Annotated in this window: 26 protein-coding genes and 1 tRNA gene; 13 read left to right on the plus strand and 14 right to left on the minus strand. The window is 71.3% G+C overall.

Going from position 1 to position 26,394, the window contains the following annotated elements:
* Positions 1-5 precede the first annotated feature (5 nt).
* Positions 6-1,040, plus strand: coding sequence for a hypothetical protein (locus ACSP50_RS38450; protein ID WP_014694736.1), 1,035 nt, complete (start codon positions 6-8; stop codon positions 1,038-1,040).
* 44 nt (positions 1,041-1,084) lie between these two features.
* Here the strand turns inward: ACSP50_RS38450 and metG are convergent, their stop codons facing one another.
* Entirely contained in the window at positions 1,085-2,887 is a 1,803-nt protein-coding gene (gene metG, locus ACSP50_RS38455) for a methionine--tRNA ligase (RefSeq protein ID WP_043513019.1), read from the minus strand.
* A gap of 120 nt (positions 2,888-3,007) precedes the next feature.
* Between metG and ACSP50_RS38460 the strand changes: the two genes are divergently transcribed.
* On the plus strand, positions 3,008-3,991 hold the full coding sequence (locus ACSP50_RS38460; protein ID WP_014694738.1) for a hypothetical protein: 984 nt from the start codon (positions 3,008-3,010) through the stop codon (positions 3,989-3,991).
* Here the strand turns inward: ACSP50_RS38460 and rsmI are convergent.
* Entirely contained in the window at positions 3,985-4,854 is an 870-nt protein-coding gene (gene rsmI / locus ACSP50_RS38465) for a 16S rRNA (cytidine(1402)-2'-O)-methyltransferase (protein ID WP_043516349.1), read from the minus strand. The genes ACSP50_RS38460 and rsmI overlap by 7 nt on opposite strands.
* Here rsmI and ACSP50_RS38470 point away from each other — a divergent pair.
* The 3 genes from ACSP50_RS38470 to ACSP50_RS38480 all read left to right on the plus strand — a co-directional run bounded on the left by ACSP50_RS38470 (position 4,846) and on the right by ACSP50_RS38480 (position 9,922).
* Positions 4,846-6,486, plus strand: a complete 1,641-nt coding sequence (locus ACSP50_RS38470) for a dolichyl-phosphate-mannose--protein mannosyltransferase (protein WP_080128147.1) — start codon at positions 4,846-4,848, stop codon at positions 6,484-6,486. The genes rsmI and ACSP50_RS38470 overlap by 9 nt on opposite strands.
* Before the next feature lie 425 nt (positions 6,487-6,911).
* The gene (locus tag ACSP50_RS38475; RefSeq protein ID WP_043513022.1) at positions 6,912-7,532 is read left to right on the plus strand and encodes a hypothetical protein; all 621 of its coding nucleotides are present in this window, start codon (positions 6,912-6,914) and stop codon (positions 7,530-7,532) included.
* Entirely contained in the window at positions 7,529-9,922 is a 2,394-nt protein-coding gene (locus ACSP50_RS38480) for a bifunctional polysaccharide deacetylase/glycosyltransferase family 2 protein (protein WP_014694742.1), read from the plus strand. The genes ACSP50_RS38475 and ACSP50_RS38480 overlap by 4 nt, the downstream gene beginning before the upstream one ends.
* Positions 9,923-9,981: 59 nt before the next feature.
* Here the strand turns inward: ACSP50_RS38480 and ACSP50_RS38485 are convergent, their stop codons facing one another.
* A complete protein-coding gene (locus ACSP50_RS38485; RefSeq protein WP_014694743.1) occupies positions 9,982-11,226 on the minus strand; it encodes a GAF domain-containing sensor histidine kinase in 1,245 nt (414 codons plus the stop codon).
* Positions 11,227-11,408: 182 nt separating this feature from the next.
* Here ACSP50_RS38485 and ACSP50_RS38490 point away from each other — a divergent pair, with 182 nt between their 5' ends.
* The gene (locus ACSP50_RS38490) at positions 11,409-11,918 is read left to right on the plus strand and encodes a DUF2199 domain-containing protein (protein ID WP_014694744.1); all 510 of its coding nucleotides are present in this window, start codon (positions 11,409-11,411) and stop codon (positions 11,916-11,918) included.
* A gap of 330 nt (positions 11,919-12,248) precedes the next feature.
* Here the strand turns inward: ACSP50_RS38490 and ACSP50_RS38495 are convergent, their stop codons facing one another.
* Positions 12,249-12,668, minus strand: a complete 420-nt coding sequence (locus ACSP50_RS38495; RefSeq protein ID WP_043513027.1) for a hypothetical protein — start codon at positions 12,666-12,668, stop codon at positions 12,249-12,251.
* A gap of 253 nt (positions 12,669-12,921) precedes the next feature.
* Between ACSP50_RS38495 and ACSP50_RS38500 the strand changes: the two genes are divergently transcribed.
* Entirely contained in the window at positions 12,922-13,527 is a 606-nt protein-coding gene (locus ACSP50_RS38500) for a tyrosine-type recombinase/integrase (protein ID WP_014694746.1), read from the plus strand.
* Positions 13,528-13,591: 64 nt separating this feature from the next.
* Here ACSP50_RS38500 and ACSP50_RS38505 read toward each other — a convergent pair.
* The 6 genes from ACSP50_RS38505 to ACSP50_RS38530 all read right to left on the minus strand — a co-directional run bounded on the left by ACSP50_RS38505 (position 13,592) and on the right by ACSP50_RS38530 (position 20,034).
* Positions 13,592-13,668: transfer RNA gene (locus tag ACSP50_RS38505), tRNA-Ala, on the minus strand.
* 171 nt (positions 13,669-13,839) lie between these two features.
* Positions 13,840-14,595 (minus strand): hypothetical protein, encoded by a 756-nt coding sequence (locus tag ACSP50_RS38510; protein WP_172898827.1) that lies wholly within the window; start codon positions 14,593-14,595, stop codon positions 13,840-13,842.
* Between the two features lie 112 nt (positions 14,596-14,707).
* Complete coding sequence (locus tag ACSP50_RS38515; RefSeq protein ID WP_014694748.1) at positions 14,708-15,343, minus strand: GNAT family N-acetyltransferase; 636 nt, start codon at positions 15,341-15,343, stop codon at positions 14,708-14,710.
* Positions 15,344-16,654: a gephyrin-like molybdotransferase Glp gene (glp, locus tag ACSP50_RS38520; protein ID WP_014694749.1), complete on the minus strand. Its 1,311-nt coding sequence runs from the start codon at positions 16,652-16,654 to the stop codon at positions 15,344-15,346.
* Positions 16,651-17,562: a UTP--glucose-1-phosphate uridylyltransferase gene (locus ACSP50_RS38525; RefSeq protein ID WP_014694750.1), complete on the minus strand. Its 912-nt coding sequence runs from the start codon at positions 17,560-17,562 to the stop codon at positions 16,651-16,653. Before ACSP50_RS38525 ends, glp begins: the two co-directional genes overlap by 4 nt.
* Positions 17,563-17,661: 99 nt before the next feature.
* The gene (locus tag ACSP50_RS38530) at positions 17,662-20,034 is read right to left on the minus strand and encodes a diguanylate cyclase (protein WP_014694751.1); all 2,373 of its coding nucleotides are present in this window, start codon (positions 20,032-20,034) and stop codon (positions 17,662-17,664) included.
* Between the two features lie 81 nt (positions 20,035-20,115).
* On the opposite strand from ACSP50_RS38530, the gene ACSP50_RS38535 reads away from it, so the two are divergent.
* From ACSP50_RS38535 to ACSP50_RS38545, 3 genes are all read left to right on the plus strand, one after another.
* The gene (locus ACSP50_RS38535; protein WP_014694752.1) at positions 20,116-20,730 is read left to right on the plus strand and encodes a 5-formyltetrahydrofolate cyclo-ligase; all 615 of its coding nucleotides are present in this window, start codon (positions 20,116-20,118) and stop codon (positions 20,728-20,730) included.
* A gap of 184 nt (positions 20,731-20,914) precedes the next feature.
* Positions 20,915-21,271, plus strand: coding sequence for an FmdB family zinc ribbon protein (locus ACSP50_RS38540; protein WP_014694753.1), 357 nt, complete (start codon positions 20,915-20,917; stop codon positions 21,269-21,271).
* Between the two features lie 276 nt (positions 21,272-21,547).
* A complete protein-coding gene (locus tag ACSP50_RS38545; RefSeq protein WP_014694754.1) occupies positions 21,548-22,054 on the plus strand; it encodes a hypothetical protein in 507 nt (168 codons plus the stop codon).
* A 203-nt stretch (positions 22,055-22,257) separates the two neighbouring features.
* On the opposite strand, the gene ACSP50_RS38550 is transcribed toward ACSP50_RS38545, so the two are convergent.
* Positions 22,258-22,437 (minus strand): hypothetical protein, encoded by a 180-nt coding sequence (locus ACSP50_RS38550; protein WP_014694755.1) that lies wholly within the window; start codon positions 22,435-22,437, stop codon positions 22,258-22,260.
* Between the two features lie 64 nt (positions 22,438-22,501).
* Here ACSP50_RS38550 and ACSP50_RS38555 point away from each other — a divergent pair, with 64 nt between their 5' ends.
* Positions 22,502-22,822, plus strand: a complete 321-nt coding sequence (locus tag ACSP50_RS38555; protein WP_231956803.1) for a translation initiation factor 2 — start codon at positions 22,502-22,504, stop codon at positions 22,820-22,822.
* Positions 22,823-22,868: 46 nt separating this feature from the next.
* Here ACSP50_RS38555 and ACSP50_RS38560 read toward each other — a convergent pair whose 3' ends face one another.
* Complete coding sequence (locus ACSP50_RS38560) at positions 22,869-23,342, minus strand: DUF2231 domain-containing protein (RefSeq protein ID WP_014694757.1); 474 nt, start codon at positions 23,340-23,342, stop codon at positions 22,869-22,871.
* Positions 23,343-23,509: 167 nt separating this feature from the next.
* Between ACSP50_RS38560 and ACSP50_RS38565 the strand changes: the two genes are divergently transcribed.
* A complete protein-coding gene (locus ACSP50_RS38565; protein WP_014694758.1) occupies positions 23,510-23,941 on the plus strand; it encodes a Fur family transcriptional regulator in 432 nt (143 codons plus the stop codon).
* A 67-nt stretch (positions 23,942-24,008) separates the two neighbouring features.
* Positions 24,009-24,845, plus strand: coding sequence for an oxygenase MpaB family protein (locus tag ACSP50_RS38570; RefSeq protein WP_043513030.1), 837 nt, complete (start codon positions 24,009-24,011; stop codon positions 24,843-24,845).
* Here ACSP50_RS38570 and ACSP50_RS38575 read toward each other — a convergent pair.
* Positions 24,842-25,669 (minus strand): PD-(D/E)XK nuclease family protein, encoded by an 828-nt coding sequence (locus ACSP50_RS38575; protein WP_080128283.1) that lies wholly within the window; start codon positions 25,667-25,669, stop codon positions 24,842-24,844. The genes ACSP50_RS38570 and ACSP50_RS38575 overlap by 4 nt on opposite strands.
* An 89-nt stretch (positions 25,670-25,758) precedes the next feature.
* Positions 25,759-26,376 (minus strand): MarC family protein, encoded by a 618-nt coding sequence (locus ACSP50_RS38580; RefSeq protein WP_014694761.1) that lies wholly within the window; start codon positions 26,374-26,376, stop codon positions 25,759-25,761.
* Between the last annotated feature and the right edge of the window lie 18 nt (positions 26,377-26,394).

Consider the following 26,394-nt stretch of genomic DNA (forward strand, 5'->3'; position numbering starts at 1 on the left):
GCCGCGTGACCGTGACCGGTGAGGACAGTGAGCTGGGCGCCGACCCGCTCGACCCACCTCTGATGGCACCGCTGCGCCGTGACCTGACCTGGCAGCAGGTGCAGTCGATGAGTCAGTCCGCGGTGTACCGCGACGATGCCACGCTGCGGCGGATCCGGGAGACGGCGGCGGTGCGCCGCGGTACCCGGATGACGAAGATCCTGTCGCCGGCGCAGGTGGCCGGGCATCTCGGCGGCTGGCTGCCGTACGGTTTCTGCTACCGCTGCTGTGACATCGCCCACCTGACCGAGCCGGAGCAGCTGAATCTGCTGCGCACCGATGGCGCGGTGGACGGGCCGGTGGCGTTCGGGCTGCGCTGGCGGGCCACCGACCCGACCGATTTCGAGTTGCCGGCCTCCCCGGCCCAGCCCGGACTGGCCGCGCTGCCGGCCCACTCGCGGGTCGGTGCGATGGTGCTCGGCACCGGTTTCACCCCGAGCACCGACGACCTGATCCCGGAGTATGTGACGGCCGGCTTCGCCGACCTGCCGCTGCCGGCCAATGCCCAGTTGGTGGCGTACGTGCCGGGTGGCGACGAGGTGGTGCTGTACACCTATCAGCCGGAGCAGCACGGCTGGCTGCGGCTGGCCGGCCCGCGCTGGCGGGGGCTGCTCGACCAGTTGCCCGGGGTCAGCCCGGACCGGGAGTACGTGCCGTGCACCGCCAGTGGCACCGCGAAGCTGGTCGGCTCGATCGACGGCACGGAGTACGAGGCGGTCGCCGACCCGCCCGGTGAGTTCCGGGTGCGGGCGCTGACCCGGGCCGCCCGCTATCCGGTGCAGACCCTGAGCCGGCGGGCCGAGCAGGCCCTGTGGCGGGGTGTGCCGTGCTGGGTGCTGCAGCGCGACGAGACCTGGGCCCGGCTGCGGCTGCTGCGGCCGGACGGCGAGGCGTTGACCGCGACCGGCGCGCGCTGTTACGAGCGTGGGGTGTACGAGGCGTGGGCGCCGGTCGACGAGCTGGCCGACCACCACATCGCGGATCTCGCGTACCAGATGTAGGAGCAGGGCCCGGCGCAGACGCCCGGCCCTGCCCGTAGCGAGGGTCAGGCGTCGCCGCCGAGGCGGGCCAGCTCCTCCTCGATCACCGACGGCTCGAGCTTGCGGAAGACCGGCTTCGGCGCGCTCAGCGGGGTGCCGGCGACCAGCGGCACCGACTCCCAGCGGGCGCCGACCGTGTAGTCGCCCATCAGCACCGGGTAGCCGGGGCCGCCGTCCAGGTCCTCGACCTCGCGGATCTCCGGCATCGGCGCGTGCACGCCGGTGCCGCCGAGCAGCTCGTGCACCTTCTGTGCCGAGTGCGGCAGGAACGGGGTCAGCAGTGTGTTGGCGTCGCTGACCACCTGCAGCGCGACGTGCAGGATGGTGCCCTGCCGCGGCTTGTCCGCGTCGGCCTTGAGCTTCCACGGGGCCTGCTCGGACAGGTATTTGTTGGCCTCGGCGACGACCTTCATCGCCTCGCCGATCGCGGCTTTCTGTCGGTGCTTGGCGATCAGGTCGCCGACCGTGGTGAAGCCGGTCCTGGCGGCCTCCAGCAGGGCATGGTCCTCGGGAGTGAGGTCGAGTGCCGGCGGGATCTCGCCGAAGTTCTTCGCCGCCATCGAGATCGATCGGTTCACCAGGTTGCCCCAGCCGGCGACCAGTTCGTCGTTGTTGCGGCGGACGAACTCGGCCCAGGTGAAGTCGGTGTCGTTGGACTCCGGTCCGGCCGCGGCGATGAAGTAGCGCAGCGCGTCGGCGTCGTAGCGCTCCAGGAAGTCGCGGACGTAGATGACCACCCGGCGCGAGGAGGAGAACTTCTTACCCTCCATCGTCAGGTACTCACTCGACACCACCTCGGTGGGCAGGTTGAGCTTGCCCAGCGCGCCGGCCTGGCCGCCCTTGTCACCCTCGCCGGAGTAGCCGAGCAGCAGCGCCGGCCAGATCACCGAGTGGAAGACGATGTTGTCCTTGCCCATGAAGTAGTAGCCGGACGCGTCCTTGCCCTGGGCGTCGGCCGACCACCACTGCCGCCACGCCTGCGGGTCACCGGTGCGCCGGGCCCACTCGATCGAGGCGGACAGGTAGCCGATCACCGCGTCGAACCACACGTAGATCCGCTTGTCGGCCCGGTCACGCCAGCCGTCGAGCGGGATCGGCACGCCCCACTCCAGGTCCCGGGTAATCGCCCGGGGCTGCAGGTCGTCGAGTAGGTTGCGGGAGAACTTCAGGACGTTGGGCCGCCAGTTCTCCCGCTGGTCGAGCCAGGCGCCGATCGCCTCGGCGAAGGCCGGCAGGTCGAGGAAGAAGTGCTCGGTCTCGACGAACTTCGGGGTCTCCCCGTTGATCCGGGACCGGGGGTTGACCAGCTGCTCCGGGTCGAGCTGGTTGCCGCAGTTGTCGCACTGGTCGCCGCGGGCGCCGTCGTAGCCGCAGATCGGGCAGGTGCCCTCGATGTAGCGGTCGGGCAGGGTGCGCCCGGTGGACGGGGAGATCGCGCCGAGCGTGGTGCGGGCCACGATGTAGCCGTTGGCGTGCAGGCCCTCGAACAGCTGCTGAACCACCGCGTAGTGGTTGCGGGTGGTGGTGCGGGTGAACAGGTCGTAGGACAGGCCCAGCCCGTGCAGGTCCTCGACGATCACCCGGTTGTACCGGTCGGCGAGCTCACGCGGGGTGACCCCGTCGGCGTCGGCCTGCACCTGGATCGGGGTGCCGTGCTCGTCGGTGCCGGAGACCATGAGCACGTCGTGGCCGGCCATCCGCATGTACCGGCTGAACACGTCGGACGGCACCCCGAAGCCGGAAACATGACCGATGTGGCGCGGGCCGTTGGCGTAGGGCCAGGCGACCGCGGCGAGAACGTGACTCATGACGCCTAAGCGTAGTGACCCGCCCAGGCAGCTCGCGAACGGATTGCCGCGCTGCCGATTTGTCCCGACACGCCCGATCATTAGGCCACCGGCCGCCGGGCCGCGTAGTTGACTGGACGGGTGACCGGTAACGCGCCGCAGCCAGGGAAAACACCAGCGGGAGAGCCGTGGGGCGCGGCCGATCCCCCGGACGGCTGGTGGCGCGGCGAAACCGACCGGGAACCGACCTCCCTGGAGTGGGCGGACCGGGCGCGCGAGGCCGGCGCGGACGACGCCACCCAGCGGCTGACCGCGCCCGGGCAGGGCGAACGGCTGGCCACGGCCGGCGAGCTGATGATCGTGGAGCCGGGACGACCGGGCCCGGCCGACGACGTACCGGAAATGGCGATCCTGCCGGAGCCGGACGACCGCAACCGGCCCACCATTGTCCTGGACCAGCAGCGTCCGCCGCGCGGACCGCTGCCGCCGCTGCCGGAAGGCGGCGTCTCGCCGGCGACCGCGACCCGGCTGGACCGGATGGAGAACTCGCCGTTCTGGCAGACCGACGAGGCCCGGATCGTGGCCGAGGCCCGCAACGACCCGCGGCCCGGCAAGCGGCGCCGGCCCCCGGCCACCCACCCGGTCGGCGCGCTGACCGCGCTGCTCGGGCTGAGCCTGCTCGCGGCGTTCTTCGCGTGGGTCAGCGCGGAGCCGTTCTGGCTGGCCGTCGGGCACGGCGACCCCGGGTACGCGACCACCACGCACTGTCACGGCGACGGCCTCACCCAGCACTGCACCGGTCGGTTCGCCAGCGCCGACGGCCGGATCGCGGTGCGCCGGGTGACCCTGCTCGGGATCTCCGGCGGGGCCCGCGAACCCGGTGCGGTGGCCCGCGCCCGGATGGTCAACCGGGACAGCGGCCAGGCCTACGCCGGGCCGCCCGGGATGCTGCTGCACCTGCGCTGGGCGCTGGGCTTCCTGCTGGTGCTGATCTGCGGGTACGGCATCGCCGGCGCGACCGGGGCACGCCGGCTGGAGTCGCCGCGGGCCCGGCGCGGGGCGCTGCTGGCCAGCGTGCTCGGGCCGGTGTTGCTGCTGGCCGGGTTCCTGGCGGCGGCCTACTGAGCCGGCCGGACCGGGGCGTGCACGACGGTGTAGACGTCCCGCTTCTTCAGCCCGTACTCGTCGGCGACCGCCTGGATCGCGTCGCGCCGTGAGTCGCCGGCGGCCTCGCGCCCGGCGACCGCCGCGCGCAGCTCGTCGTCGGCGGGCCGGGCCGCCGGGCCGGCCGGCGCGCCACCGATCACCAGGGTGATCTCGCCGCGCGGGTCGCCGGCCTCGGCCCAGGCGGCCAGCTCGGCCAGGGTGCCGCGGCGGATCTCCTCGTACGTCTTGGTCAGCTCCCGGCAGACCGCGCCCGGACGGTCCGCACCGAAGGTGGCGGCCAGGTCGGCGAGCGCCCCGGCGATCCGGTGCGGCGCCTCGAACAGCACCAGGGTGCGCGGCTCGGCGGCGAGCTCGCGCAGCCGGGAACGGCGGTTGGCACCGGTGCGCGGCAGGAAGCCCTCGAAGACGAACCGGTCGCTGGGCAGGCCGGAGAGGGCCAGGGCGGTGGTCACCGCGCTCGGGCCGGGCGCCGCGGTCACCGGGTAGCCGGCGTCCAGCGCGGCCCGGACCAGCCGGAACCCGGGGTCCGAGACGCTCGGCATGCCCCCGTCGGTGATCACCGCGACGGTCGCGCCGCCGGCCAGCGCCTCGATGAGCTCCGGGGTGCGCCGCTCGTCGTTGCCCTCGAAATAGGAGACGATCCGCCCGGGGACGCTCACCCCGAGGTCCTTGGCCAGCCGGGCCAGCCGCCGGGTGTCCTCGGCCGCGATCACGTCGGCGGTGGCCAGCACCTCGCGCAGCCGGGCCGACGCGTCGCCGATGTTGCCCAGCGGGGCGCCGGTCAGCACCACCCGGCCCGGTCCTGCTTCGTCATGAGACACCGGAAAAGTCCACCACACGCCCGGGCTCCACTTCAAAGCCAGGCAGCCTACGATCGCGGGGTGACGACGGCGACAGCTGAGACAGACCTCACCCCCGCGGATCTCCCCGCCGAGGCGGAGCCGTCCCGTGGCGTGCCCGCCCTCATCAAGCGGCGCCTGTCAACCCTGGACACCCGGCTCGACCCGTGGTCGTGGCTGGTCACCGCGGTGATCACGATCGCCGCCGGGATTCTGCGGCTGGCCGGGGTCAGCAACCCCAAGGGCTACATCTTCGACGAGGTGTATTACCCGACCGACGCGTGGGACATGCTGCACCACGGCGTCGAATGGGACGAGAAGACCAACGGCCCGGCGTACGTCGTGCATCCCCCGCTCGGCAAATGGCTGATCGCGCTCGGTGAGCAGATCTTCGGCAACAAGGAGCTCGGCTGGCGGTTCACCGCCGCGATCGCCGGCACCCTGATGATCCTGATCCTGATCCGGGTGGCCTACCGGTTGTTCCGCTCCACCGTGCTGGCCGGCCTGGCCGGGCTGCTGATGACCCTGGACGGCTTCCAGCTGGTGCTCTCGCGCACCGCGCTGCTGGACATCTTCCTCGGCCTGTTCGTGCTGCTCACCTTCGCCTGCATGGTGCTCGACCGGGACCATTACCGGCGACGCTGGGAACGGGCCCTGGCCGCCGGCTTCGACCCGGCGACCACCCACCGGATCCCGCGGATCGTGCCGTGGTGGCTGCTGGCCGGCGGCGTCTTCTTCGGCCTGGCCTGCGGGGTGAAGTGGAGTGCGCTGTTCTTCGCCCCGTTCTTCGCCGCGATGGTGACCGCCTGGCGCTGGCAGGCCCGCCGCTCGGCCCGGGTCCGCGGTCCCTTCGTGGCCGGCATCCTCGGCGACTTCGGCTACCTGGTTCTCAGCCTAATCCTGAGCACCGTGTTCTACCTGGCGACCTGGACCGGCTGGTTCGTCACCGACACCGGCTACTTCCGGCACTACCGGCAGGCCAACGGGCTCAGCGAGCCGCCCGTGCTGGGCGCCCTGCTGAACCTGATGCACTACCACTCCGAGGCGTACAGCTTCCACAGCGGACTGACCGAGAAACACGTCTACCAGTCCTGGCCGTGGCAGTGGCTGCTGCTCGGCCGGCCGGTCGCCTTCTACTGGAACGGCAACGGCAACTGCGGGGCGTCCAGCTGCGCCGCCGAGATCCTGCTGCTCGGCACGCCGATCCTCTGGTGGTCGTTCCTGCCCGCGCTGGGCGCGCTGGTCTGGCTGGGCATCGCCCGGCGTGACTGGCGGGCGTACGCGATCTTCTCCGGCGCGATGGCCAGCCTGCTGCCGTGGTTCTACTTCGCGGTCAAGGACGGCCGCACGATGTTCTCCTTCTACCTGATGCCCGGGCTGCCGTTTCTGATCCTGGCGGTCGTCTACGTCCTCGGGGCGATCATGACGCCACCGGGTGGAATGGTGAGCGGGCCGGCACGCACCGATCGGCAGCTGGTCGGCACCGTGGTGGTCGCCACCTACGTGGTGCTGGTGGCGCTCTGCTTCGCGTACTTCTACCCGATCTTCGTCGGCAAGACGATGCCCTATGACGACTGGTCGGTGCGGATGTGGCTGGGGAACCGGTGGATCTGACCCGCCATGGGTTTTTTCGCTGATCCCGATCGGACATCCGCCACAAAATAGGGCGCGCCCCGATCGCCTGCCACGGGGGAAGCGGGCGATAGGGGCGCGCAAGATGCAGCTTAACGAGCCTGGATGAGCCGCACAACGGGGCGGTCGGCACGGATTGCCATCCCTTGCAATTCGGACAAATTACTCTAAACTCGCTTATTGCCCATATCTTCTCGTGAATACGTTTCAAATCCCTGGTCAGGAATACGACAGCAATTCGCCGCCGGTTCTGGCGTAACGTATTTCGGCCGCGCAGTGCGGCCAGCGGGTACCCGGGCGACCCGCGCGGTTCCTTTTTCCCGGCTTCGCGATTTGTCCGTTTTGTGATCCTCACCCGAAAAGGTGACGACTGCCAAGATCGCGATAAATGTTCTTAAGCTCGCCGCGTGACAACGCAGGAGCACCAACACCCGCAGACCGCCGACCAGCGAATTCCGGACACGGAAGTGATCGCCGTTGCGACGCCGGCCCCGGTGTTCGTCGACTCCACCGGACGCCGGAGCCGGCTGCTCCGGCGCATCGCGCTGGCGTTCGGCGTCCTCGTCGTCTCCTACGGCGGACTGGTCAGCGTCAGCCTGGCCGGCGGCCCGGTGAGGTCCAGCGCCGTGCTGCCGCTGCCCGGGATCGACAACACCGAGGACAAGGTCGACCCGGCGCCGCCGCGGCCCAGCCCGGTCGCCGGACCCGGCCCGTCCGCCGCGCCCAGCCGGCCGGTGGAGTCGACCGAGCGGCCGGCACGGCACCCGGCTGCCCCCGGTCCGGCGCGGCCCGCCGCCACCGCCACCAGGCACCCGGGCAGGACGACGACCACCAGACCGGCCGCCGGTAAACCGTCCGCCTCGCCGTCGGCCAGCGCCAGCAAACCCGTCGAGTCGACCTCGACGCCGCCGGTGAAGCCGAGCAGCGCGCCTCCGGTGGCGGCTCCGGCACCGCCGGTGGAGTCGGCGGCGGCGCTGGGCCGCGACTCCTCGGAGCCCGGACCGTCACCCTCCGAGGTCCAGGCGTGAGCGGCACCCGGCGGCGCATCCTGCCCCGCCCCCGGGTCATGCTCGGCACCCTGCTGCTCGGCCTGTTCGTCGCCGTGCTCGTGGTGCAGGCGTACATCAACTCCGAATTCACCGCCGACCACAAGGAGACCGAGGTCGGCGACCAGTCCGGCGTTCCGCTGGCGATCCGCGGCGGAGGGCCGATCGTCAACACCACCGGTGGCCAGGAGAGCACCAGCCGCCTGCCGGACCGCACCATTGCGCTGACCTTCGACGACGGACCCGATCCGACGTGGACCCCGAAGGTCCTGCAGGTGCTGCGCGACAACGACGCGCACGGCACGTTCTTCGTCGTCGGCTCCCAGGTCGCCCGGCACCCGGAGCTCACCAAGCACATCGTCGACGACGGCAACGAGCTGGGCCTGCACACCTTCACCCACCCGAACCTGCAGCTGCTCGCCCCGTGGCGGCGGCACCTGGAGCTGTCGCAGAACCAGGTGGCGATCGCCGAGGCCACCGGCGTGCACACCAACCTGGCCCGGTTCCCGTACTCGTCGAAGACCGAGGCGATCGACGAGGACAACTGGAAGATCGTCAAGGAGGCGGGGCAGTCCGGCTACCTGGTCATCCTCAACGACCTGGACAGCGAGGACTGGCAGCGCCCCGGCATCGACCAGATCATCCGCAACGCCACCCCGCTCGGCGACACCTCGGCGATCATCCTGTTCCACGACGCGGGCGGCGACCGCGCGCAGACCGTCGCGGCGCTCGCCCGATTCATCCCGATGATGAAGGCTCGCGGATACCGCTTCACCACCGTCACCGAGGGCCTCAACCTGGGCATCGAGCAGCAGGCCGCGCAGGTCAAGGCGGGCCGGGCCGCGGAGAGCGCCACGGTCATCCCGACGCTGCCGGAGAACCCGCCGGCCCCGGCCGGCGACGTCTGGCGCGGCGCCGCCCTGATCAACACGGTGCGGCTCGCCGACGGGCTGGTGACCGTGGTGGCCGCGCTGTTCGTCGTGGTCGGCGCGCTGACCATCGGCCGGACCGCGCTGCTGCTCCTGCTCGCCGGCCGGCACGCCCGGCAGCGCCGCAGACCGGGATGGAGCTGGGGCCCGCCGATCACCGACCCGGTGTCGGTGATCGTGCCGGCCTACAACGAGAAGGAGGGCATCGAGGCGGCAGTCAAATCCCTGGCCCGGGGCGACTACCCGGAGATCGAGGTGGTGGTCGTCGACGACGGCTCCACCGACGGCACCGCCGACATCGTCGAACGGCTGCGGATCCCGAACGTCCGCGTGATCCGGGTGCCCAACGGCGGCAAGTCCAACGCCCTCAACACCGGCATCGCCCTGGCCCGCCACGACCTGATCGTCACCGTCGACGGCGACACCATCTTCGAACAGGACTCGATCCGCCGGCTGGTGCAACCGTTCGCCGACCCCACGGTCGGGGCGGTGGCCGGCAACGTCAAAGTCGGCAACCGGGCCAGCCTGGTCGCCACCTGGCAGCACATCGAATACGTGATCGGCTTCAACCTGGACCGCCGCCTCTACGAGACGCTGGGCTGCATGCCTACCGTGCCGGGCGCGATCGGCGCGTTCCGCCGCGAGGCGCTCGCCAAGGTGGGCGGGGTCAGCGACGAGACCCTGGCCGAGGACACCGACGTCACCATGGCGCTGTGCCGCGACGGCTGGCGGATCGTGTACGAGGAGCACGCCAAGGCGTGGACCGAGGCGCCGACCACCCTGGAGCAGCTGTACCGCCAGCGGTACCGGTGGAGTTACGGGACCATGCAGGCGATGTGGAAGCACCGCCGGGCGCTGTTCGACAACGGCCCGTCGGGTCGCTTCGGCCGCGTCGGCCTGCCGTTCCTCGCCCTGTTCGGGGTGGCGCTGCCGATGCTCGCCCCGGTCGTCGACATCATGCTCGTCTACGGCCTGGTCTTCTGGGAACTGCAGGAGACGGTGATCGCCTGGCTCGGCATGCTCAGCCTGCAACTGTTCACCGCGGCGATCGCGTTCCGCTACGACCGGGAGCCACTGAAACCGCTGTGGCGGCTGCCGCTGCAGCAGTTCGCCTACCGCCAGCTGATGTACCTGGTGCTGATCCAGTCGGCGACGACCGCGCTGACCGGCGGCCGGCTGCGCTGGCACAAGCTGCACCGGGCCGGTCTGACCACACCGTCCGGGCCCCCTCCGGAACCCGTGGCCACCACGGTGGCCCCGGCGGTCGAGAGCTGGCCGCCGACCGGGCCCGAGGTGCCCCGGCAGCAGCAGCCGAACGGGCGGGCCGGGGCGCCGCCGAACGGGTGGGTGGGCACGCCGCCGAGCGGGCGGGCGGGCACCCCGCCGAAGGGGCGGGCGGTCGCCCCGCCGACCACGCCCGCCGTGCCGTCGCGCCGCGACTGAAACGAACCCGCGTCCCCCCGAACTGCAGCCGGGGGGACGCGGGTTTCTCGATCTTCCGGTCAGGCCACGGCCAGGTCGCGGATCAGCTCGTCCGGGGTCAGGTCCGCGTACGGGAACACCACGTGCAGCGACGTCCCGTCACCCGGCCGGTCGGAGAGCGCCACCGTCGCGTGGTGAGCGTCCAGGATCCGCTTGGCCACCGCCAGCCCCCGGTCCGGCCCGGGCACGTCCGCCGGGTTCGCGATCGCGCCGTAGTACAGGTGCGGGAACAGGTCGGGCCGCATCCCGTCGGGCAGATCCATGTCGTCGAGGCGCACCGTCGGACCCGACTCCATCTCGGTGCCGACCCGCACCCGGCCGCCCTCCGGCGTGTACTTCACCGCCGCGAACAGCAGGTGGGTCAACACCTGCTCCAGCCGCACCGGATCGGCGATGATCGGCAGCGACGGCCCACCGGCCTGGTTCAGGATCCAGATGTGCTTGCTGGCCGCGATCGGCCGGACCGCCTCCACCGCCCGCTGCGTCACCCGGGTCAGATCCACCTGCCGCATGTGCAGGCTGTCCCCGCCCAGACCGGCCTCGGCCATCTGGGTCAGGTGGTCGATCAGCTCCCGGAAGCCGCGGCAGTGCGCCGCCGCCGCCCGCCCGACCAGGTCGGCCAGCTCCATGTCGTGGTAGCCGGTGTCGCCCAGATTCTCCAGATAGGTCGACATCAGCCGCAGCGACGACCGCAGCTCCCCGCCGACGAGTCCGGCCAGATCGTCCTTGCGCCGCTCCAGCTCCTGCAGCCGGGCCGTGGTGTTGGCCAGGGCATACGCGTACCGCCGCAACTCCAGTTGGGCGGTCACCTGCCGGGCCAGCGCGCGCAGCGCCTGCTGCTGTTCGGTGGCCAGCCGGCGCGGCTCGGTGTCCATCACGCAGAGCGTGCCGAGCGCGAACCCGTCGGTGGTCATCAGCGGCGCGCCGGCATAGAACCGGATGCCGTCCGGCGCGGTCACCGCCGGAATGTCGGCGAACCGCGGGTCGGCGCTGGCGTCCGGCACCATCAGCAGATCCCGGCCGAGGATCGCGTGCGCGCAGAACGACAGGTCACGGGCGGTCTCGGTGAGATCCGGCCCGGTCTTGGCCTTCGCCCACTGACGGTCCGCGTCGACCAGGCTGACCATCGAGACCGGCGTCTCGCACACGCCGGCGGCCAGCGCGACGATGTCGTCGAAATCCTTCTCCGGTGGGCTGTCCAGGATGTCGAGCGAGTACAGCGCGGCCAGCCGCTCGATCTCGTTGTCGGGCAGGGGTGCTTTCATTACGGTCACCTCCGAGACTTGCTTCAGAGGTATCACGCAAAAGTAGCGACATTCACCTTTCGCCCGAATCCGCTGGCGTCGGTACGGCTTTCCACGGCACCCCGGCGATCCGACGTCCGGCTGGTGTGACATCCCCGGCGTGCCGATGATCACGCACCGGTACCGCCGTATGCTTCCCGCCCATGAACACCGACGAGTTCGCGTGCGGCACCTGCGGCTCGACACACGGCGGCCCCCCGCTGAGCTTCGCCGCGCCGGCCCCGGATTCCTGGTCGCCGGACATGGCCGACACCGAAGGCTGCCTGCTCGACTCCGACCTCTGCGTGATCAGTGGCGAACGGTTCTTCATCCGCGGGCTCATCGAGATCCCGGTCTGGGACTCCGGCGACGTCTTCACCTACAGCATGTGGGTTTCGCTGAGCCACCCGAACTTCACCCGCGCCGTCGACGTCTGGGAACAACCGGGCCGCGAAACGGAGCGCCCCTATTTCGGCTGGCTCGCCAACGCCATCCCCGGCTACGACCCCACCACGCTCAACCTCAAGACGATGGTGCACACCCGCCCGGTCGGCCAGCCCCCGTACATCGAGCTCGAACCGACCAGCCATCCGCTGGCCATCGAGCAGCGCGCCGGCATCTTCCGCTCCCGCGTCGAGGAAATCGCCAGCTACCACCTGCACAATGCCGCATAGCCAGCATCCCGGGCGGACAGTGACCGGGAAACGAACCAGGCCCGGCCATCAGACCGGCCCTGCGTGAATCATCAATGGTGGAGCTGAGGGGATTTGGAACCCCTGATCCCTTCGTGCGCATCGAGGTGCGCTACTCCGAGGTGCGCAGGCCTCGTGAGCTGCAGGTTCTCAAATCGGTTGCCATCGTTTCCCCGCGTTTCCCACCTGTATCGGGCTGGCCGGTTGCATCGCTTCCTTCCGACCACCCAGGAGTTTGCTCGACAAGTTCTTTCGCCAGCTTGCCGACATTCGCCGTGTACTCCTAGAGGCGCTTGATGGACTCCGGCTGCGTCACCGATCGACTCTCTCCACTACGGCAGCCGCCTGGAGGACTGCCCCGGTGAGCACGCAGACCGAGATCGTCGCGTGGAGCATCAAGATGCCGAAGCCGACCAGCATCGCACCGCTGAAGAAGAAGGAGAAATACAGCACTCCCAGGAGGACCGCAATGACCGCCAGAAGAGCAGACATCACACCCCTGAGAGCGCCCGACATCCCCCGCCAAGCCAGGATGGCTCCGACTGTCGACAGCACAGAAGCCAACACGGCCACTGCGACAGTCCCCGTGCACCCATACGGCGACGCGTCAGCGACCTCTGGGAGCCCCGACGCCGCGAAAGCCACCGTGAGCGGCTCGATGACTGCAGGTGCGGCCCATAGCAGAAGCGCAAAGCCACCCATCCGCTGCGCCTTGGCCGAACGTCTTGTCATGCCTCCACCCGGTCAGGAAGAGACAGGGTGTCTGATCCCGCCACCCTGTGCCACCCGTGTCAGGAACTAGACCGCTCATGCGGAATGAGTCAGCGTCGATGCGACGCCGCCCGCAGAAGCAGGTCATGGTGGTATACACCGGGTAAGCCAGAACAGTTCAGCCGTATGTATACGGCGAAGGTCGACCACCCTCATTGACCTTGATCAGGAGGTCGCCGCACCCCCATGTTGTTCTGCGGCACGCCTACTCGACGTGGGGTATCTGGCCACGGCGCAGGAGGGCGCGTCCGGCAGCGAGGCGGGTGTGCCCCCGCTTTTCCAGATTGCGGAGGTGCGGCAGCAGCTCCAATTTCATTCACCGGTGTACGTCGGCTTCTACCTCAAGCCACCTAAAGCTGGTTCCGTCGGCGACGTCGACCTTGACGACCAGGTCGCCATCGTGATCGCGGAACACATCCGCAAGCACCCGCCCGTGAACGTCCAGCTTCCGGACATCACAGAAGGCGCTCCTGATCAAGGACGACCCCCAACTCGGCGAGCGGTTCCGCTGCTATTCACCTCGGAGCAGGGCCTACCCATCCACGACAAGGCCTGGGCCAAGCTTTGGACGCAGTGGCGGAAGGCCGCAGAAGGGCCCGCAGCCGGCACTTTCCACTCACTACGCCACTTCTTCGCGACGACGCTCATCGACCAGGCGGTTGAGCCCACAGAGGTTCAGAAGGCCCTACGGCACGCCAGCTTGAAGCTGACGCTCGAGACCTACGTGCACTGGTGGCCGAAACAGGATCGCAGACGAAGCGTGATCAGCACCATGTTGAAGCGGTTTGCTGAAACCAACCGGAAGGCAGTTGGCGGGTGACCTGGAATGCCAACTTGGGCTAGATGATCTTGTCGATCAAATAACAGCAGGTAGAACGATGTAATGGTGGAGCTGAGGGGATTTGAACCCCTGACCCCCTCGATGCGAACGAGGTGCGCTACCAGTCTGCGCCACAGCCCCTGGTCAGTCTCACGGTGAGTCGTCACCGTGGAACCTCCGAAAGGCTAACAGGTCGCCCCGCCGTTTCGCGAACCGCCCCCCGGGAAGAAGCGCCGATGGCTGATCGGGTCGCGACGATCCCGCTTCCGGCCGCGCCCGCGCCCGCGGCGCGGTGTAGGACGGTCCGGCAGGTCATGCGGTGTGGTGGCGGCCGCCGGCCTCGTAGGGGCGGCCGCGCAGACCGCCGCGGCGGCGGTAGCTGACCGAGCCGCCGTTCGCGGCGACCGGCAGGTCGGAGGGTTCCCGGTCGAGGCCCATGGCGGCGCGGCGGACCGCCTCCTTCTGGGCGGCCAGGCGGCGCTGCGCCTCGCGGCGGGCGGCGGCCCGGCGAGCCTGTTCGCGGCGCACCTCGGCCTGCCGGGCGGCCACCCAGGCCGCCTCACGGGCCTGCACGCGCCGGCGGCGCCGGTCGACCACGGCACGGTTGCGCAGGTGGACCAGGTAGAGGCCGAGCAGAGCACCGGTCACCGCGAAGCTGATCCAGAAACCCGGCCCGACCGCGAGCACGCCGACCAGCTCGATGGCGTTGAGCAGGATCAGCGCGGCGAAGACCCGGCGCCGGCGGACGACCGCGGGGGCGCCGCGGCGGTGCGGCGCGCGGCGCTGCGGGCGCCGGCCGGTGACCAGGCGCAGGCGGCGCGGGGGTGCCGGCGGTTTTTCACCCGATGGGGCGGGCAGCGTAACCGTAACCCGGCGCCCGGGGTTGATCGGTCGGCGTCCGGGCACGGTGCGACGCCGGCGCTGGCGTTGGAGCACCCGCGCCGTCGACGACGCCCGTTCCGCGGCGAGGCGCTCGGTGGCGTCGTACCGGCGAACCAGCGCCGGGGCGAGGGCGAGCAGCCCGGCCGCGGCGAGGACGGCGAGGAGCACCGAGGTCGGCACCCTCACCCCTTTCGTTCCGCCACGACAATCACACGACAAATGACACGACGAATGCGAGGTTACGGGCGGTAGCCGTGATATTTCGCGCGCCGCGCCGACGGCACTCGCGCCCTCAAGATCACTTACTGCTGCGAACTCGTTTCCAGCGGGACAGCAGGCCGCCCTCGGCGGCCACCTCCTCGCTGGTCATCGCATACCCCAGATGATCCCGCCAGCCGCCGTCGATGTGCATGTAGCGCTGGTGGTACGCCTCCTCGCGGAAGCCCAGCTTCTCCACGACGCGGCGGCTCGGCCCGTTCTCCGGGCGGATGTTGACCTCGATGCGGTGCAGCCCGCCCGGACCGAACGCGTGGTCGACGGCGAGCGCCAGCGCGGTCGGGATCACGCCGCGCCCGGCCACCCGGTGGTCGACCCAGTAGCCCGCGTACGCCGAGGCGAACGCCCGCCGCACGATGCTGCCCAGGTTGACGTGCCCGACCAGGCGTTCCCGGCCGCCCTCGAGCAGGCAGACGGCGAACGGCATGCTGTCCCCGCGGCGGGCGGCGCGGCGCATGTCGCGGTACACGTACGCGTACGCCCGGGTCGAGTTCATCTCCGCCCACGGTCCGGGCGGCGCCGACTCCCAGGGTGCCAGCCAGGTCTGGTTGGCGATCCGCACCTCGGACCAGGCCCGTGCGTCAGAGCGCTGGTACGGCCGCAGCAACACCGGCCCGTCCGCCAGCACAGCGGGCCAGCCGGGGGTCGCCCCGAGCATTCATCGCCTCCGGTCGAGCAGCAACACGTCCACGGTCGAGCCGGCCGCCGCCGTGGTGACCCGCTCGCCGAGCACCAGCAGTCCGTTGGCCTCGGCCAAACCGGACAGAGTGTACGGCCCTCCGGCGAGCGGCTGCACGGTGTAACCACCACCCCGTCGTTCCGCGACGTGCGCCGGGCGGAACTCGCGCAGCCCACCGGGTGACGAGACGGTCTCCAGCAGGTGCGCCTTGACGCTCGGCCGGAACACCGGCTCGGCACCGGCGAGCAGCTGAATCGCCGGCCGGGCAAGCACCTCGAACCCGATCAGCGCGGCGCCCGGCTCGCCCGGCAGGCACACCACCGGGACCTCCTCGCCGCCGACCGTGCCGAAGCCGAGCGCGGTCCCCGGGCAGAGCGCGACGTCGGTGAACTCGACCACGCCACGGCCGGTGCCGGGCCGGGACAGCACCCGGCGCAGCATGTCGCCGGGCCCGGTACCGGTGCCCCCGGTCGTGATGATCAGGTCGGCCCGCAGGGTCTGGTCCTCGAGCAGCCCGCGCAGCCCCTCCGGGTCGTCGTCGCAGATGCCGATCCGGTAGGCCAGCGCGCCCGCCTCCACCGCGGCCGCGGTCAGCGCGTGCGAGTTCGCGTCGACCACCTGCCCCGGCTGGCTGGGCCGGCCCACGTCGACCAACTCGTCGCCGGTGGCCACGACCACCACCCGCGGGCTGGGCCGGACCAGCACGTGCCCGATGCCGGCGGCGGCGAAGGTGGCCACCATCGGGGGGGTGACGTACGCCCCGGCGGCGGCCAGCACCTGACCGACGGCCAGTTCCTCACCGGCCCGGCGCACCCCGGAGCCGCGTTTCGGGGCGTGCAGGATCTCCACCGCGGCCATGCCCTGGTCGGTCCAGTGCACCGGAACGACCACGTCGGCCCCGATCGGCAGCGGCGCCCCGGCCGCCACCGAGAAGCAGGTGCCCGCGGTCAGCCGGACCGGACGCCAGCTGGCCGCTCCCAGGTCGCCGACCACGTTCAGCCGGACGCCGCGGGCCGGGTGCTCGGGCTGCCCGAACGCCGGGTGCGCGCCGAGGCGCCCGGCGCCGGCCAGGTCCTCCCAGCGGGCCGCGTATCCGTCGATCGCGGCCTGGTCGAACGCCGGGAACGGGTGCGGCGCGATCACGTCGGCCGCGAGCACGTTCCCGTGCGCCTGGGTGAGGTCGAGGTCGAGCGGAGGCAGCGTCCGCAACCTGCGCAGCACGCTGCCCAGGTACTCGGCGAGAGGCATCAGCTCGTTGGCGGCCGCCTCGGCATCGGCCGTAGCGGTCATCCCTTCTGACCACCGACGAAGTCGGTGAGCCAGGCCCGGAACTCGGCACCCAGGTCGGGACGCTGAGCCGCGAGCTGGACGACGGTCTGCAGGTAGCCCAGCGGCTGGCCGGTGTCGTACCGGACACCGCGGTAGACGATGCCGTGCACCGGGGTGCCCTCGGCCAGCAGCGTCGCCATCGCGTCGGTCAGCTGGATCTCGCCCCCGCTGCCCGGCTTGGTGCCGGCGATCGTCTCGAAGATCCTGCCAGGCAGCACGTACCGCCCCACCACGGCAAGGTTGCTCGGCGCCTCCTCCGGCGACGGCTTCTCCACCAGGCCGGTCACCTCGACCACGCCCTCGCCCAGGTCGGACTCCCGCACCGAGGCGATCCCGTAGCGCGACGTCTCCTCCGGGGTGACCTCGATGAAGGCGAGCACGATGCCGCCGGTGCGGGCCTGCAGGTCGAGCATGTCGGGCAGCAGCGGGCTGCCCTCCTCGACGAACTCGTCCCCGAGCAGCACCGCGAACGGGTTGTCCCCGACGTGCGAGGCGGCGGTCCCGACGGCATGGCCGAGGCCGAGCGGCTCCCCCTGTCGGCAGGTGTAGATGTCGGCCAGCTCACTGGTGCGCCGGACGGCGGCGAGCCGCTCGGTGTCGCCCTTCTCCTCCAGCCGCTGCTCCACGTCGGGGCGACGGTCGAAGTGGTCGACCATCGAGGTCTTGCCACGCCCGGTCACCAGCAGCACGTCGGTGATGCCGGCCGCGGCGGCCTCCTCGACGATGTACTGCAGGACCGGCCGGTCGACGACCGGCAGCAGCTCTTTCGGAACGGCTTTGGTGGCAGGCAGGAAACGCGTGGCTAGGCCGGCCGCCGGAATCACTGCTTTCACCGCGCGCTTGCCCGACCCTTGCGCGTTCGTCGTCATCAGTCACCGCACCTTCGCTGGATCTTGCCCGGCTGGGTTCGCTCGCTATGCACTTTCACACGCCCGCACCGCACGTTCGCTCGCAAGCATGCAGCGAGACTATCGGCCGGAACCGTGCCGCGGCGGTTGCGGCCCGCTCCCGGCGGGGGCGGGAGCGAAATTCCCCTCGACCGTTCGGGACGAAACGCTCTCCGCGAGACGATACGTGTCGCGCCCCGCGTTCTTCGCCGCGTACAGCGCCTCGTCCGCCGCATCGAGCACGCCCTGGGCGGTGTCCGCATGCTCCGGGAAGACCGCGATGCCGATGGACACGCTGATCGGGATCCGGTCGGCCTGCCCCGGACGCCGTGGGTCGACCACGACCGGCCGGTCCCGGACCAGGGCGCCGAGCCGCTCCGCCACGATCACTCCGCCGTACGCGTCGGTCTCCGGCAGCAGCACCACGAACTCCTCCCCGCCCTGCCGGAACGCCACGTCCACCTCGCGCAACCCCATCCGGATCCGCCGCGCGAACTCACCCAGCACCTGATCACCCGCCGGATGCCCGTACGTGTCGTTCACCTCCTTGAAGTGGTCGAGGTCGAGCGCCAGCACGGTGAGCATCCGCCCGAACCGGCTGGCCCGCTCCACCTCACGCCGCAGCACCTCGCGCAGGTAGCGGTAGTTCCACAGCCCGGTCAGCGGATCGGTCAGCGACAGCCGCTGCGCCTCCTCGTGCACCCGCACGTTGCGCACCGCCACCCCGGCCTGCCCGGCGAAGGTCCGGAGAGTCCGCAGGTCCGCATCGTCGAAGGAGGAACTCCCCAGCCGGTCATAGAGGGCCAGCACGCCCAGCGTCCCCGGCCCGGCCTCCGCCTCGTCCAGCAACATGTCACCCACCGGTGGCGCACAGATGGGCACCGCGAGGTACGACTCGCACACCGGCTCCTCGGCGACCACCGCCACCGGCCCGTCCGGAACGACTCCCCCGGCCACGTGAGACGCGCCACCCGACGGTGCGTCCGCGGCGTCCGCGGCCCGGCTCGGGCCCCCGGAGGCCCCTCGCAGGGCGACGCCGGAGGCGGCCACCACGCCCAGCACCCCCCGTGCCGGGGCCAGCCGCCGCTTCACCAGTTCCGCCGGCGGCAGATCCCAGTCCCCGGTCAGCCCGGCGCCGCAGCGGGCCGTCAGCGACCCGTCCGCCGGATCCACCAGCAGCACCAGTCCGGCCCGGGCTCCGGTGGTGGTCATCGCCGTACGCAGGATCACCGGCAGGATCCGGTCCAGATCATGGGTGCTGGACAGGGTGTCCCCGAGGATCGCCAGGTGCCGCCGCAGCTGGTCCCGGCTCGCGGTCAGCGCCTGCACGTAGGACTGCAGCTCCCGGGTCATCCGGTTGAACGTCCCCGCCAGCCGCCCCAACTCATCCGGCCGCGGGATCGGCACCCGGGTGTCCAGGTCCCCGTTGGCCACCCGATCCGCGGCCCACGCGAGCTCGCCGAGCGGCCGCGTCGTCGACCGCGCCAGCCACCGCGCGGCGATCACCGCCAGCACCGCCGTGACCAACACGATCAGCGGCAGAACGGCATACCGGAAGCCACTGCGCCCCACCGGGGCACTGAGCAGAAGGGGCAGCGGCTGACCCGCCGCCGGCTCCACCCGCCGGCTCGCGGCCTCCCCCACCGTCCCGGTCGTCCCGGCTCCGGGCTGCCCGGAGTCGCCCGTCCTTCCCGCTGCGGCACCCGGGCTGCCCCCGGCCGGCAGCCCCGCCTGCGGATCACCACTCCCGTTGGTCGGTCCAGCCTGCGGATCACCACTCGCCGGGAGCTCGCCGTCACTCTGCCGGGAATCGGTCTCCGGAAGCTTGAGAGCGACGGTGACTCCCGCGCTCTCCCCCAACCGGCGCAGCAGCTCGGCGTCGACCCGCTGGGCGGCGACCACGGTGATCTCCCCGGCCCGGGCCGATGCGGCCAGCGCGGTGATCGTCCCGCCGCGCGGCGCGGCGCAGTCCTGCCACCCGACCGGATTCGCGAGCCCGGCGCCGTCCTGAGCGATCACCACCGGCGGCGCCGCGGCTTCCGGTGCCGCCGCCACCCCGGAGCGCCGGGCCAACCCGATCGGGCCACCCGCACCCCGGGCCGTCGCGCTCGGACCGCCCGGCCCCTCGACGCCCGTCGGGTCACCCGTCCCCGAGGCCGCCGGGCGCGTGTCATCGACGCGGATGTCCCCGGCCAGACCGCGATCGATCAGCTGGTCGGCGACCGTGGACCGGGACTCCGCCGGCACCACCGCCACCGCGTCGGCGGCCGCCTGAAGCTGCCCGCAGATCGCCCCGACAGCGGCCCGGACGGTCGTCACGGCATGGTCGAGGCGCTCGTTCGTCCGCTCCCGGCCGACCGCGGAGACGGTGAGCGCGACGAAGATGGACCCGAGCAGGACCGGACCGAGCACGACCACCAGGAAGGCGCTGGTGAGCCGGCCACGTAATGTCACACATCCTCCCGGGAGTGGCCCTCTTTGGAGCGATGCTGACATAGTGTGCGCCGTTTGCCGGTTTCCAAAAGGGGGTGTTGCATGTCGGATTTAGCCGGTCCTGCGGAAAAATCACCCTTTGACAAGATCACTCTGCGCACACAACTACTCACCGCACGTCGATCACGATCGGCCGCCGACCGAGCCGTCGCCGCCACCCAACTTCACGATCACATTCTTGCCCTGGTACGGCGCGCCACCCCCCGAACCATCGCCGCGTATGTCCCGTCGGGCCCGGAGCCCGGCGGCCCCACCCTGCCCGACCTGCTGCGGGCCGCCCTCCCGCCCGGCGGCCGCCTGCTCCTGCCCGTCCTGCTGCCCGACAACGATCTCGACTGGGCGGAGTACACCGGCTCCCTAACCCCCGCCTCGCGCGGCCTGCACGAGCCCACCGGCCCACGCCTGGGCGTCACCGCGCTCACCTCGGCCGACCTCATCCTCGTTCCGGCCCTCGCCGTGGGCCGCGACGGCATTCGCATGGGTCGCGGGGGTGGCTCCTACGACCGCGCGCTGTCCCGCCTGCCCTCCCCGGGCCCGCTGGTGGTGGCTCTGCTCCACGACGGCGAAATCCTCGACCGGGTCCCGTCCGAGCCCCACGACCGCCCGGTCCACGGCGTGCTCACCCCGTCCGCCGGCTTCATCGCCTGCCCGGCCTGAGAGGTCCGGGCCGCTGGCGCCCGCCGCTGAGCGGGGCGTCCGAGCCGTCGGGTCGCCTACTTCGTCACATCCGGCGGCGCGCCGGGCCTCAGACCCGGCCCGGAGTGGACGAATTGACCTCCGATGCCGCAACATTGGCACTCGGAGTTGGCGAGTGCCAGCAGCCGACAGATCCGGAGGAGCCGTGCCTACCTACCAGTACGCCTGCACCGAGTGCGGTGAGCAGCTCGAAGCCGTTCAGTCGTTCTCCGACCCGGCGCTGACCGAATGCCCGAACTGCCACGGCAAGCTCCGTAAGGTGTTCAACTCGGTCGGCATCGTCTTCAAGGGCTCCGGCTTCTACCGCAACGACTCCCGGTCGGGCAGCGTCAGCGCCGAGAAGTCGGGCGGCTCCGGCGACACCGCGAAGGACACCTCCACCAAGTCGGAGAGCACCTCGACCGCCGCCGCGCCGGCCACCACGACCACGAGCAGCGCCCCGTCGACATCCTCGTCGACCACCAGCTCCTCGTCCGGCGCGAAGGCCGCCGCCGCCTCCTGATCCACCGAACCATCCGAAGGGCGTGCCACCCGGCGCGCCCTTCGCCATGTGCGCCGCCGCCGGTCATCCGCGCGGCCTTCCGAACGCTCTCCAGTTGTCAAGCGACACCGCGTCAGGCCCGCCTCCTCCTGCCGCGGCCCCACACTAAACCGGCCCACCGACATTTCTCCGGTCGTCCACAGTGCGGGGTTGTCCACAGGCCTGGCGGCAGCCGGGCCGGAAATCGCCTAGCGTCGCCCGCCGGAACACCCGCGACCGGTGACGGAGGGCACGACGATGGGCAGATCCCGGGAACGTCTGGATCCGGTGCGCTGGCGTGCGCCGGGCCGTGGCTCCCTGCTGCGACTCACCGTGATCACCGCATTGCTCGCCACGGCAGCGGCAGCGGTCCTGGTCTGGTCGCGTTCCCCGGGGACGTCCTGCACGACCGCGGGCCCGGCACCGGCGAAACGATCGAGCAGCCCCCGAGCTCCGGTCCGCCCCTCCGCCTCCCCGGCCCCGCAAGGCAGGCCACCGATCCCGGACGGCACCGTCGGCGTACCGGTGCGACTGGCCGACCCGACCGCCCTGGCCCTGGTTCACCCCGGCAACCGGGTCGACCTCATCCGCCTGGGTGACCGGGCGGACGGCACCCCGATCGCCAGCGCCGCCTTGGTCCTCGACGTGACCGGCGCCGATGACCCGGCAAGCGGCGGTCTCCTGCTGGCGCTCGGCCCGGCTCAGGCGCAGCGGGCGCTCACTCCACCGGGCAGCGGCTTCGCCATCCTGATCCGGCCCGGCTGACCGCCGCCGTCGAAGGACCGGCTCAGCGCCACCGTCGAAGGACCGGCTCAGCGCCACCGTCGAAGGACCGGCTCAGCGCCACCGTCGAAGGACCGGCTCAGCGCCACCGCGGAGGAATCCGGACAGCCGGATCCGCACCTCCCCGGCGGTCGCCGGGGAGGAGGGCGTCAGGACCCGTCGACGTACCGCCACGGGGTCGAAAATCAATCCCAGTGCGGCGGACGATCGTCGAGCAGGCGATCGTCGTTGGAGTAGTCACGCTCGCCCCAGCCACGCTCGGTGTCGTCCCGAGTCTGGTCGGGCAGCAGCGGAGCCTCCTCCGACTCGAAGTCCACCACCCGCTCGGCGTCACCGTCCCGCTCGGGGCCGTCCAGGATGTCCACGTCTAGAAGGGTAAGCCGACATCGCTTCGGCCGTCGTCCCCCTCCGGCTGTACCGTCGGTGAACGTGAGTTCCCCCGACGACGACGCGTTCTGGCAGCGGCCCGATCCGGGCGCCCCCTCGCTCAGCGGGCCGCCTCAGCAACGGCCGGCCACGCCCGCGGAACCGGACTATCCGGGCCCGCCGCGCGCCGACCCGCCGCCCCCGCACTGGCGGCCGCCGACCATCGCCACGCCGCCCCCGCCACGCGCCATGCCGGCTCAGGACATGGACGCCATCGACGAGGCGGAGGGTGCCGCGCGGACCGTGACGTACGGGGTCGGCCTGGTCGCCGGCGCCATCGCCCTGATCCTGATGTGCCTGCTCTGCGGCCGCGCCCTGCTGTGAGAACCCGCTGCCGGAACGCCACCGCCCGGCAGCGGAACGCCCCGGATCAGTAACTGCCCCACACCGCGGTGGCCCCCGAGTCACCGGTCTTGAAGATGTAGTACCCGCTGCCCACCGCCAGCGCGAGGATCACCACGGCGAACGCCGCGTTCGCCACCAGCGGCAGCCGGCGCCCACCCCGGTAGGTCAGACCCACCAGCACCAGGCTCACCACGCCGAGACCCAGGGCGAACCAGAGCGTCATCGACCCGTAGTCCATATGATCGTTGAGGATCTCCAGGCCCTTGCCCTTGAGACCGTGCGACGCCAGCCGGTCGTACAGCTTCTCACCGGATTCCTTGGCGACGAACGTGGAGAGCGGCGCGACCACCGCGAGGATCGCGACCGCCCACCCGAGCCGTGGCCGCCACGCCGCGGCGAGCGCGTAGACGACCGCGCCGAGGGCGAGCAGCGGCACGAACACCACGGCGGCGTGCAGCACGAGAGCATGGACGGGTAAGCCGTTGACCTGGTCGAACACTTTTCCTCCTGGGTCCGGGGTGATCGCTAGCTTAGGGATGTCTGACGACGCAAACATCCCCCCAGCAGCATTTACCGCGGAAATCCGTGTTCGGTTCAGTCAGTTACCAGGACATCTGTGACTTCTCTCAGGTTGGGGAAACCGCGCGGCCGTGTTGTCATGGACCAATGTCCACCGGTGAAGAGCTGCTGCGCACGCATGGCCTGCGGGTCACCCGCCCTCGGCTGGCCGTGCTCGAGGTGTTGACCGGCGGCGGCCACCTCGAGGTGGACGACATCGCCAGGCAGGTGCGCACCCGGCTCGACTCGGTCTCCACCCAGGCGGTCTACGACGTGCTGGGCGCTCTGTCCCGGGCCGGCCTGGCCCGGCGGATCGAGCCGGCCGGCAGCCCGGCCCGCTACGAGGCGCGGGCCGGCGACAACCATCACCACATCGTCTGCCGCGGTTGCGGCGCGATCGCCGACGTCGACTGCGCGGTCGGCGAGCGTCCATGCCTGACGCCGAGCGACAACCACGGCTTCAGCCTCGACGAGGCCGAGGTGACGTTCTGGGGTTTGTGCCCGGACTGCCAGGCGCGCCGGCTCGCCGAGACCGCATGATGCCTGGATGAGCCGATCGCGTGATGCCCGGGTACCCGGTGACCGTGATGACCGGACACCCGGCGATATGGGACTTTTCGGACCTGATTCGGTCACCTGGAAACTGCATCGGGAGCCGATCCTGATGCTGGGCGGGCTGCGCTCGCTCTACATGCAGGCGCTGCACCCGCGCGCGGTGGCCGGCGTCGCCCAGAACTCCGGCTACCGCACGGACATGTGGGGCCGCCTGATCCGCACGTCCGGTTACGTCGCCACGGTGATCTACGGCAGCACGGCCGAGGTGACCGAGGCGAGCGCCCGGCTGCGACGGTTGCATGCCGGGATGCGCGGGGTCGACCCGCGTACCGGCGAGTCGTTCCGGATCGATGATCCGGATCTGTTGCGCTGGGTGCACGTGGCCGAGGTCGAGTCGTTCCTGACCACCGCGCTGCGGGCCGGGGTGCGGCTCACCCCGGACGAGATCGACGCGTACTACACCGAGCAGTTGCGGGCCGCCGCGCTGGTCGGCCTGGACCCGGCGACCGTGCCGGGCACCGCCGCCGAGGTCGCCGACTTCTATGCGGCGATCCGCCCGGAACTGGGCCTGACCAGGGATGGCGCGGAGGCCGCGATGCTTCTGACCGTCCCGCCGATCCCGGACAGCTGGGGCAACCGGGCGGTGCGGCTCGGCCTCACCCTCGGCCCGACCCGCTGGGCCTATCTGAGCCTGGCGAGCACGGCGATCGGCCTGCTCCCACCCTGGGCGCGCAGGTTGTACGGCGCGCCCGGCTGGCCGGTCACCGACCTGGCCGCCGGCCTGTCCGCCCGCGGCCTGCGCACCCTGCTCGCCGGAGTGCTGGCGGTGCTCCCGGACGAATACCGGATCTCCCCCGCCCAGCGGGCCGCCCTGCAACGCGTCGGCTAGGCGGCGCCCAGGTGCTCGACGGCGGCCCACGGCTCCTTGGCCGCCACCTGCGCCCCGGCCGGGCACACCTTGCGGAAGTCGCACCACCCGCAGAGTGACCCGGGGTTGGTCGGGAACACCTCGTCCGGATCGGCCCCGGCGGCCACCGCCTTCTCCGCGGTCATGATGTCCTGCGCGGTCTCCTCGGCCCGCCGGACCTGCCGGGCCAGCGACTCGTCGGTGTGCTCGTGCGCGGCGATCGTCCCGGTCGGCAGGTGGTGCAGCTCCACCCGGTAGCAGGGGCGGCGGAAGACCCGTTGCGCCGCATACGCGTACAGCGCCAGGGCCTGGGATCCGCGCGCGTCGTCGGCGTCCAGCCCGGTGCGCCCGGTCTTGTAGTCGACGATCACCGCCTCCGGCCCCTGCTCACCGGCCCGGGCGTCGATCCGGTCGGCCCGCCCGTTCAGCGCGAGCACCGCGGTTTTGGCGGCGACCACCCGCTCGACGCCGAGCGGCTCGTCCTCCGGGTCCAGGGTGGCGACGTAGCTCTCCAGCCAGGTCAGCGCCTTGCGGTACGCGGCGCGCTCCAGCTCGGTGTCCCGGTAGCCCTCCCGGACCCAGGTGCTTTTCAGCAGGGTGGGCAGGACGTCCGGCTCGCGGCGCTCGGCGGGCAGGGCATACCAGTTCTTCAGCGCGGTGTGCACGCTGGCGCCCAGCGAGTTGTGCGCCCAGGGCGGTCCCTTGGGCGGCGAGGGGCGATCGACGTACGAATATCGATATCGTCGTGGGCAGTCGAGGTATGCCCCGAGCTTGCTCGGGGTGCAGACGAACAGGCGCTCGGGCATGCCGGCGAAGCCGAGCTGCTCGGGGACGGCGGCGCGATTCCTGGTGGGGGGCACGGGACAATCCTGCCAGCACCCTCCGACAGGAATCGTCAGAGGCGCGGCGCGTACAACTGCACGAAGGCGAAGATCGCGTCCGCGATGAGCTGCACCGCGATCGCCGCGAGCAGCAGACCGGCGATCCGGGTGAGCACCTCGATCCCGGCCGGGCGCAGCAGCCGCACGATCAGCCCGGAGAAGCGCAGCACCAGCCACACGGTGGCCATCACGGCCAGGATCGCGGCGCCCAGGATCAGGTATCCGTCGAGGCTCTTGTACCGCTGCACGAACAGCATGGTGGCCACGATCGCGCCCGGCCCGGCCAGTAGCGGCGTACCGAGCGGGACCAGCGCCACGTTGCTGGTGCCGGCCTGCTCCTCAGGCTCGTCGGTCTTGCCGGTGAGCAGCTGCAACGCGACCAGCACGAGCAGCAGGCCACCGGCCGCCTGCAGGGCTGGCAGCCGCACGTGCAGGTAGTCCAGCAGGGTCTGCCCGGCAACTGCGAACCCGACGATCACACCGAGCGCGAGCAGCACCGCATGGGTGCCGGCCCGGTTGCGGGCCTTCGCGGGCAGGGCGCCGGTCAGCGCCAGGAAGACCGGGACCATGCCGGGCGGATCGACGATCACCAGCAGGGTCACGTAGAACTCGCCGAACAGCTTGACATTCACCCGATCAAGGTAGGTTGC

Source organism: Actinoplanes sp. SE50/110 (assembly GCF_900119315.1).
Classification (GTDB): domain Bacteria; phylum Actinomycetota; class Actinomycetes; order Mycobacteriales; family Micromonosporaceae; genus Actinoplanes.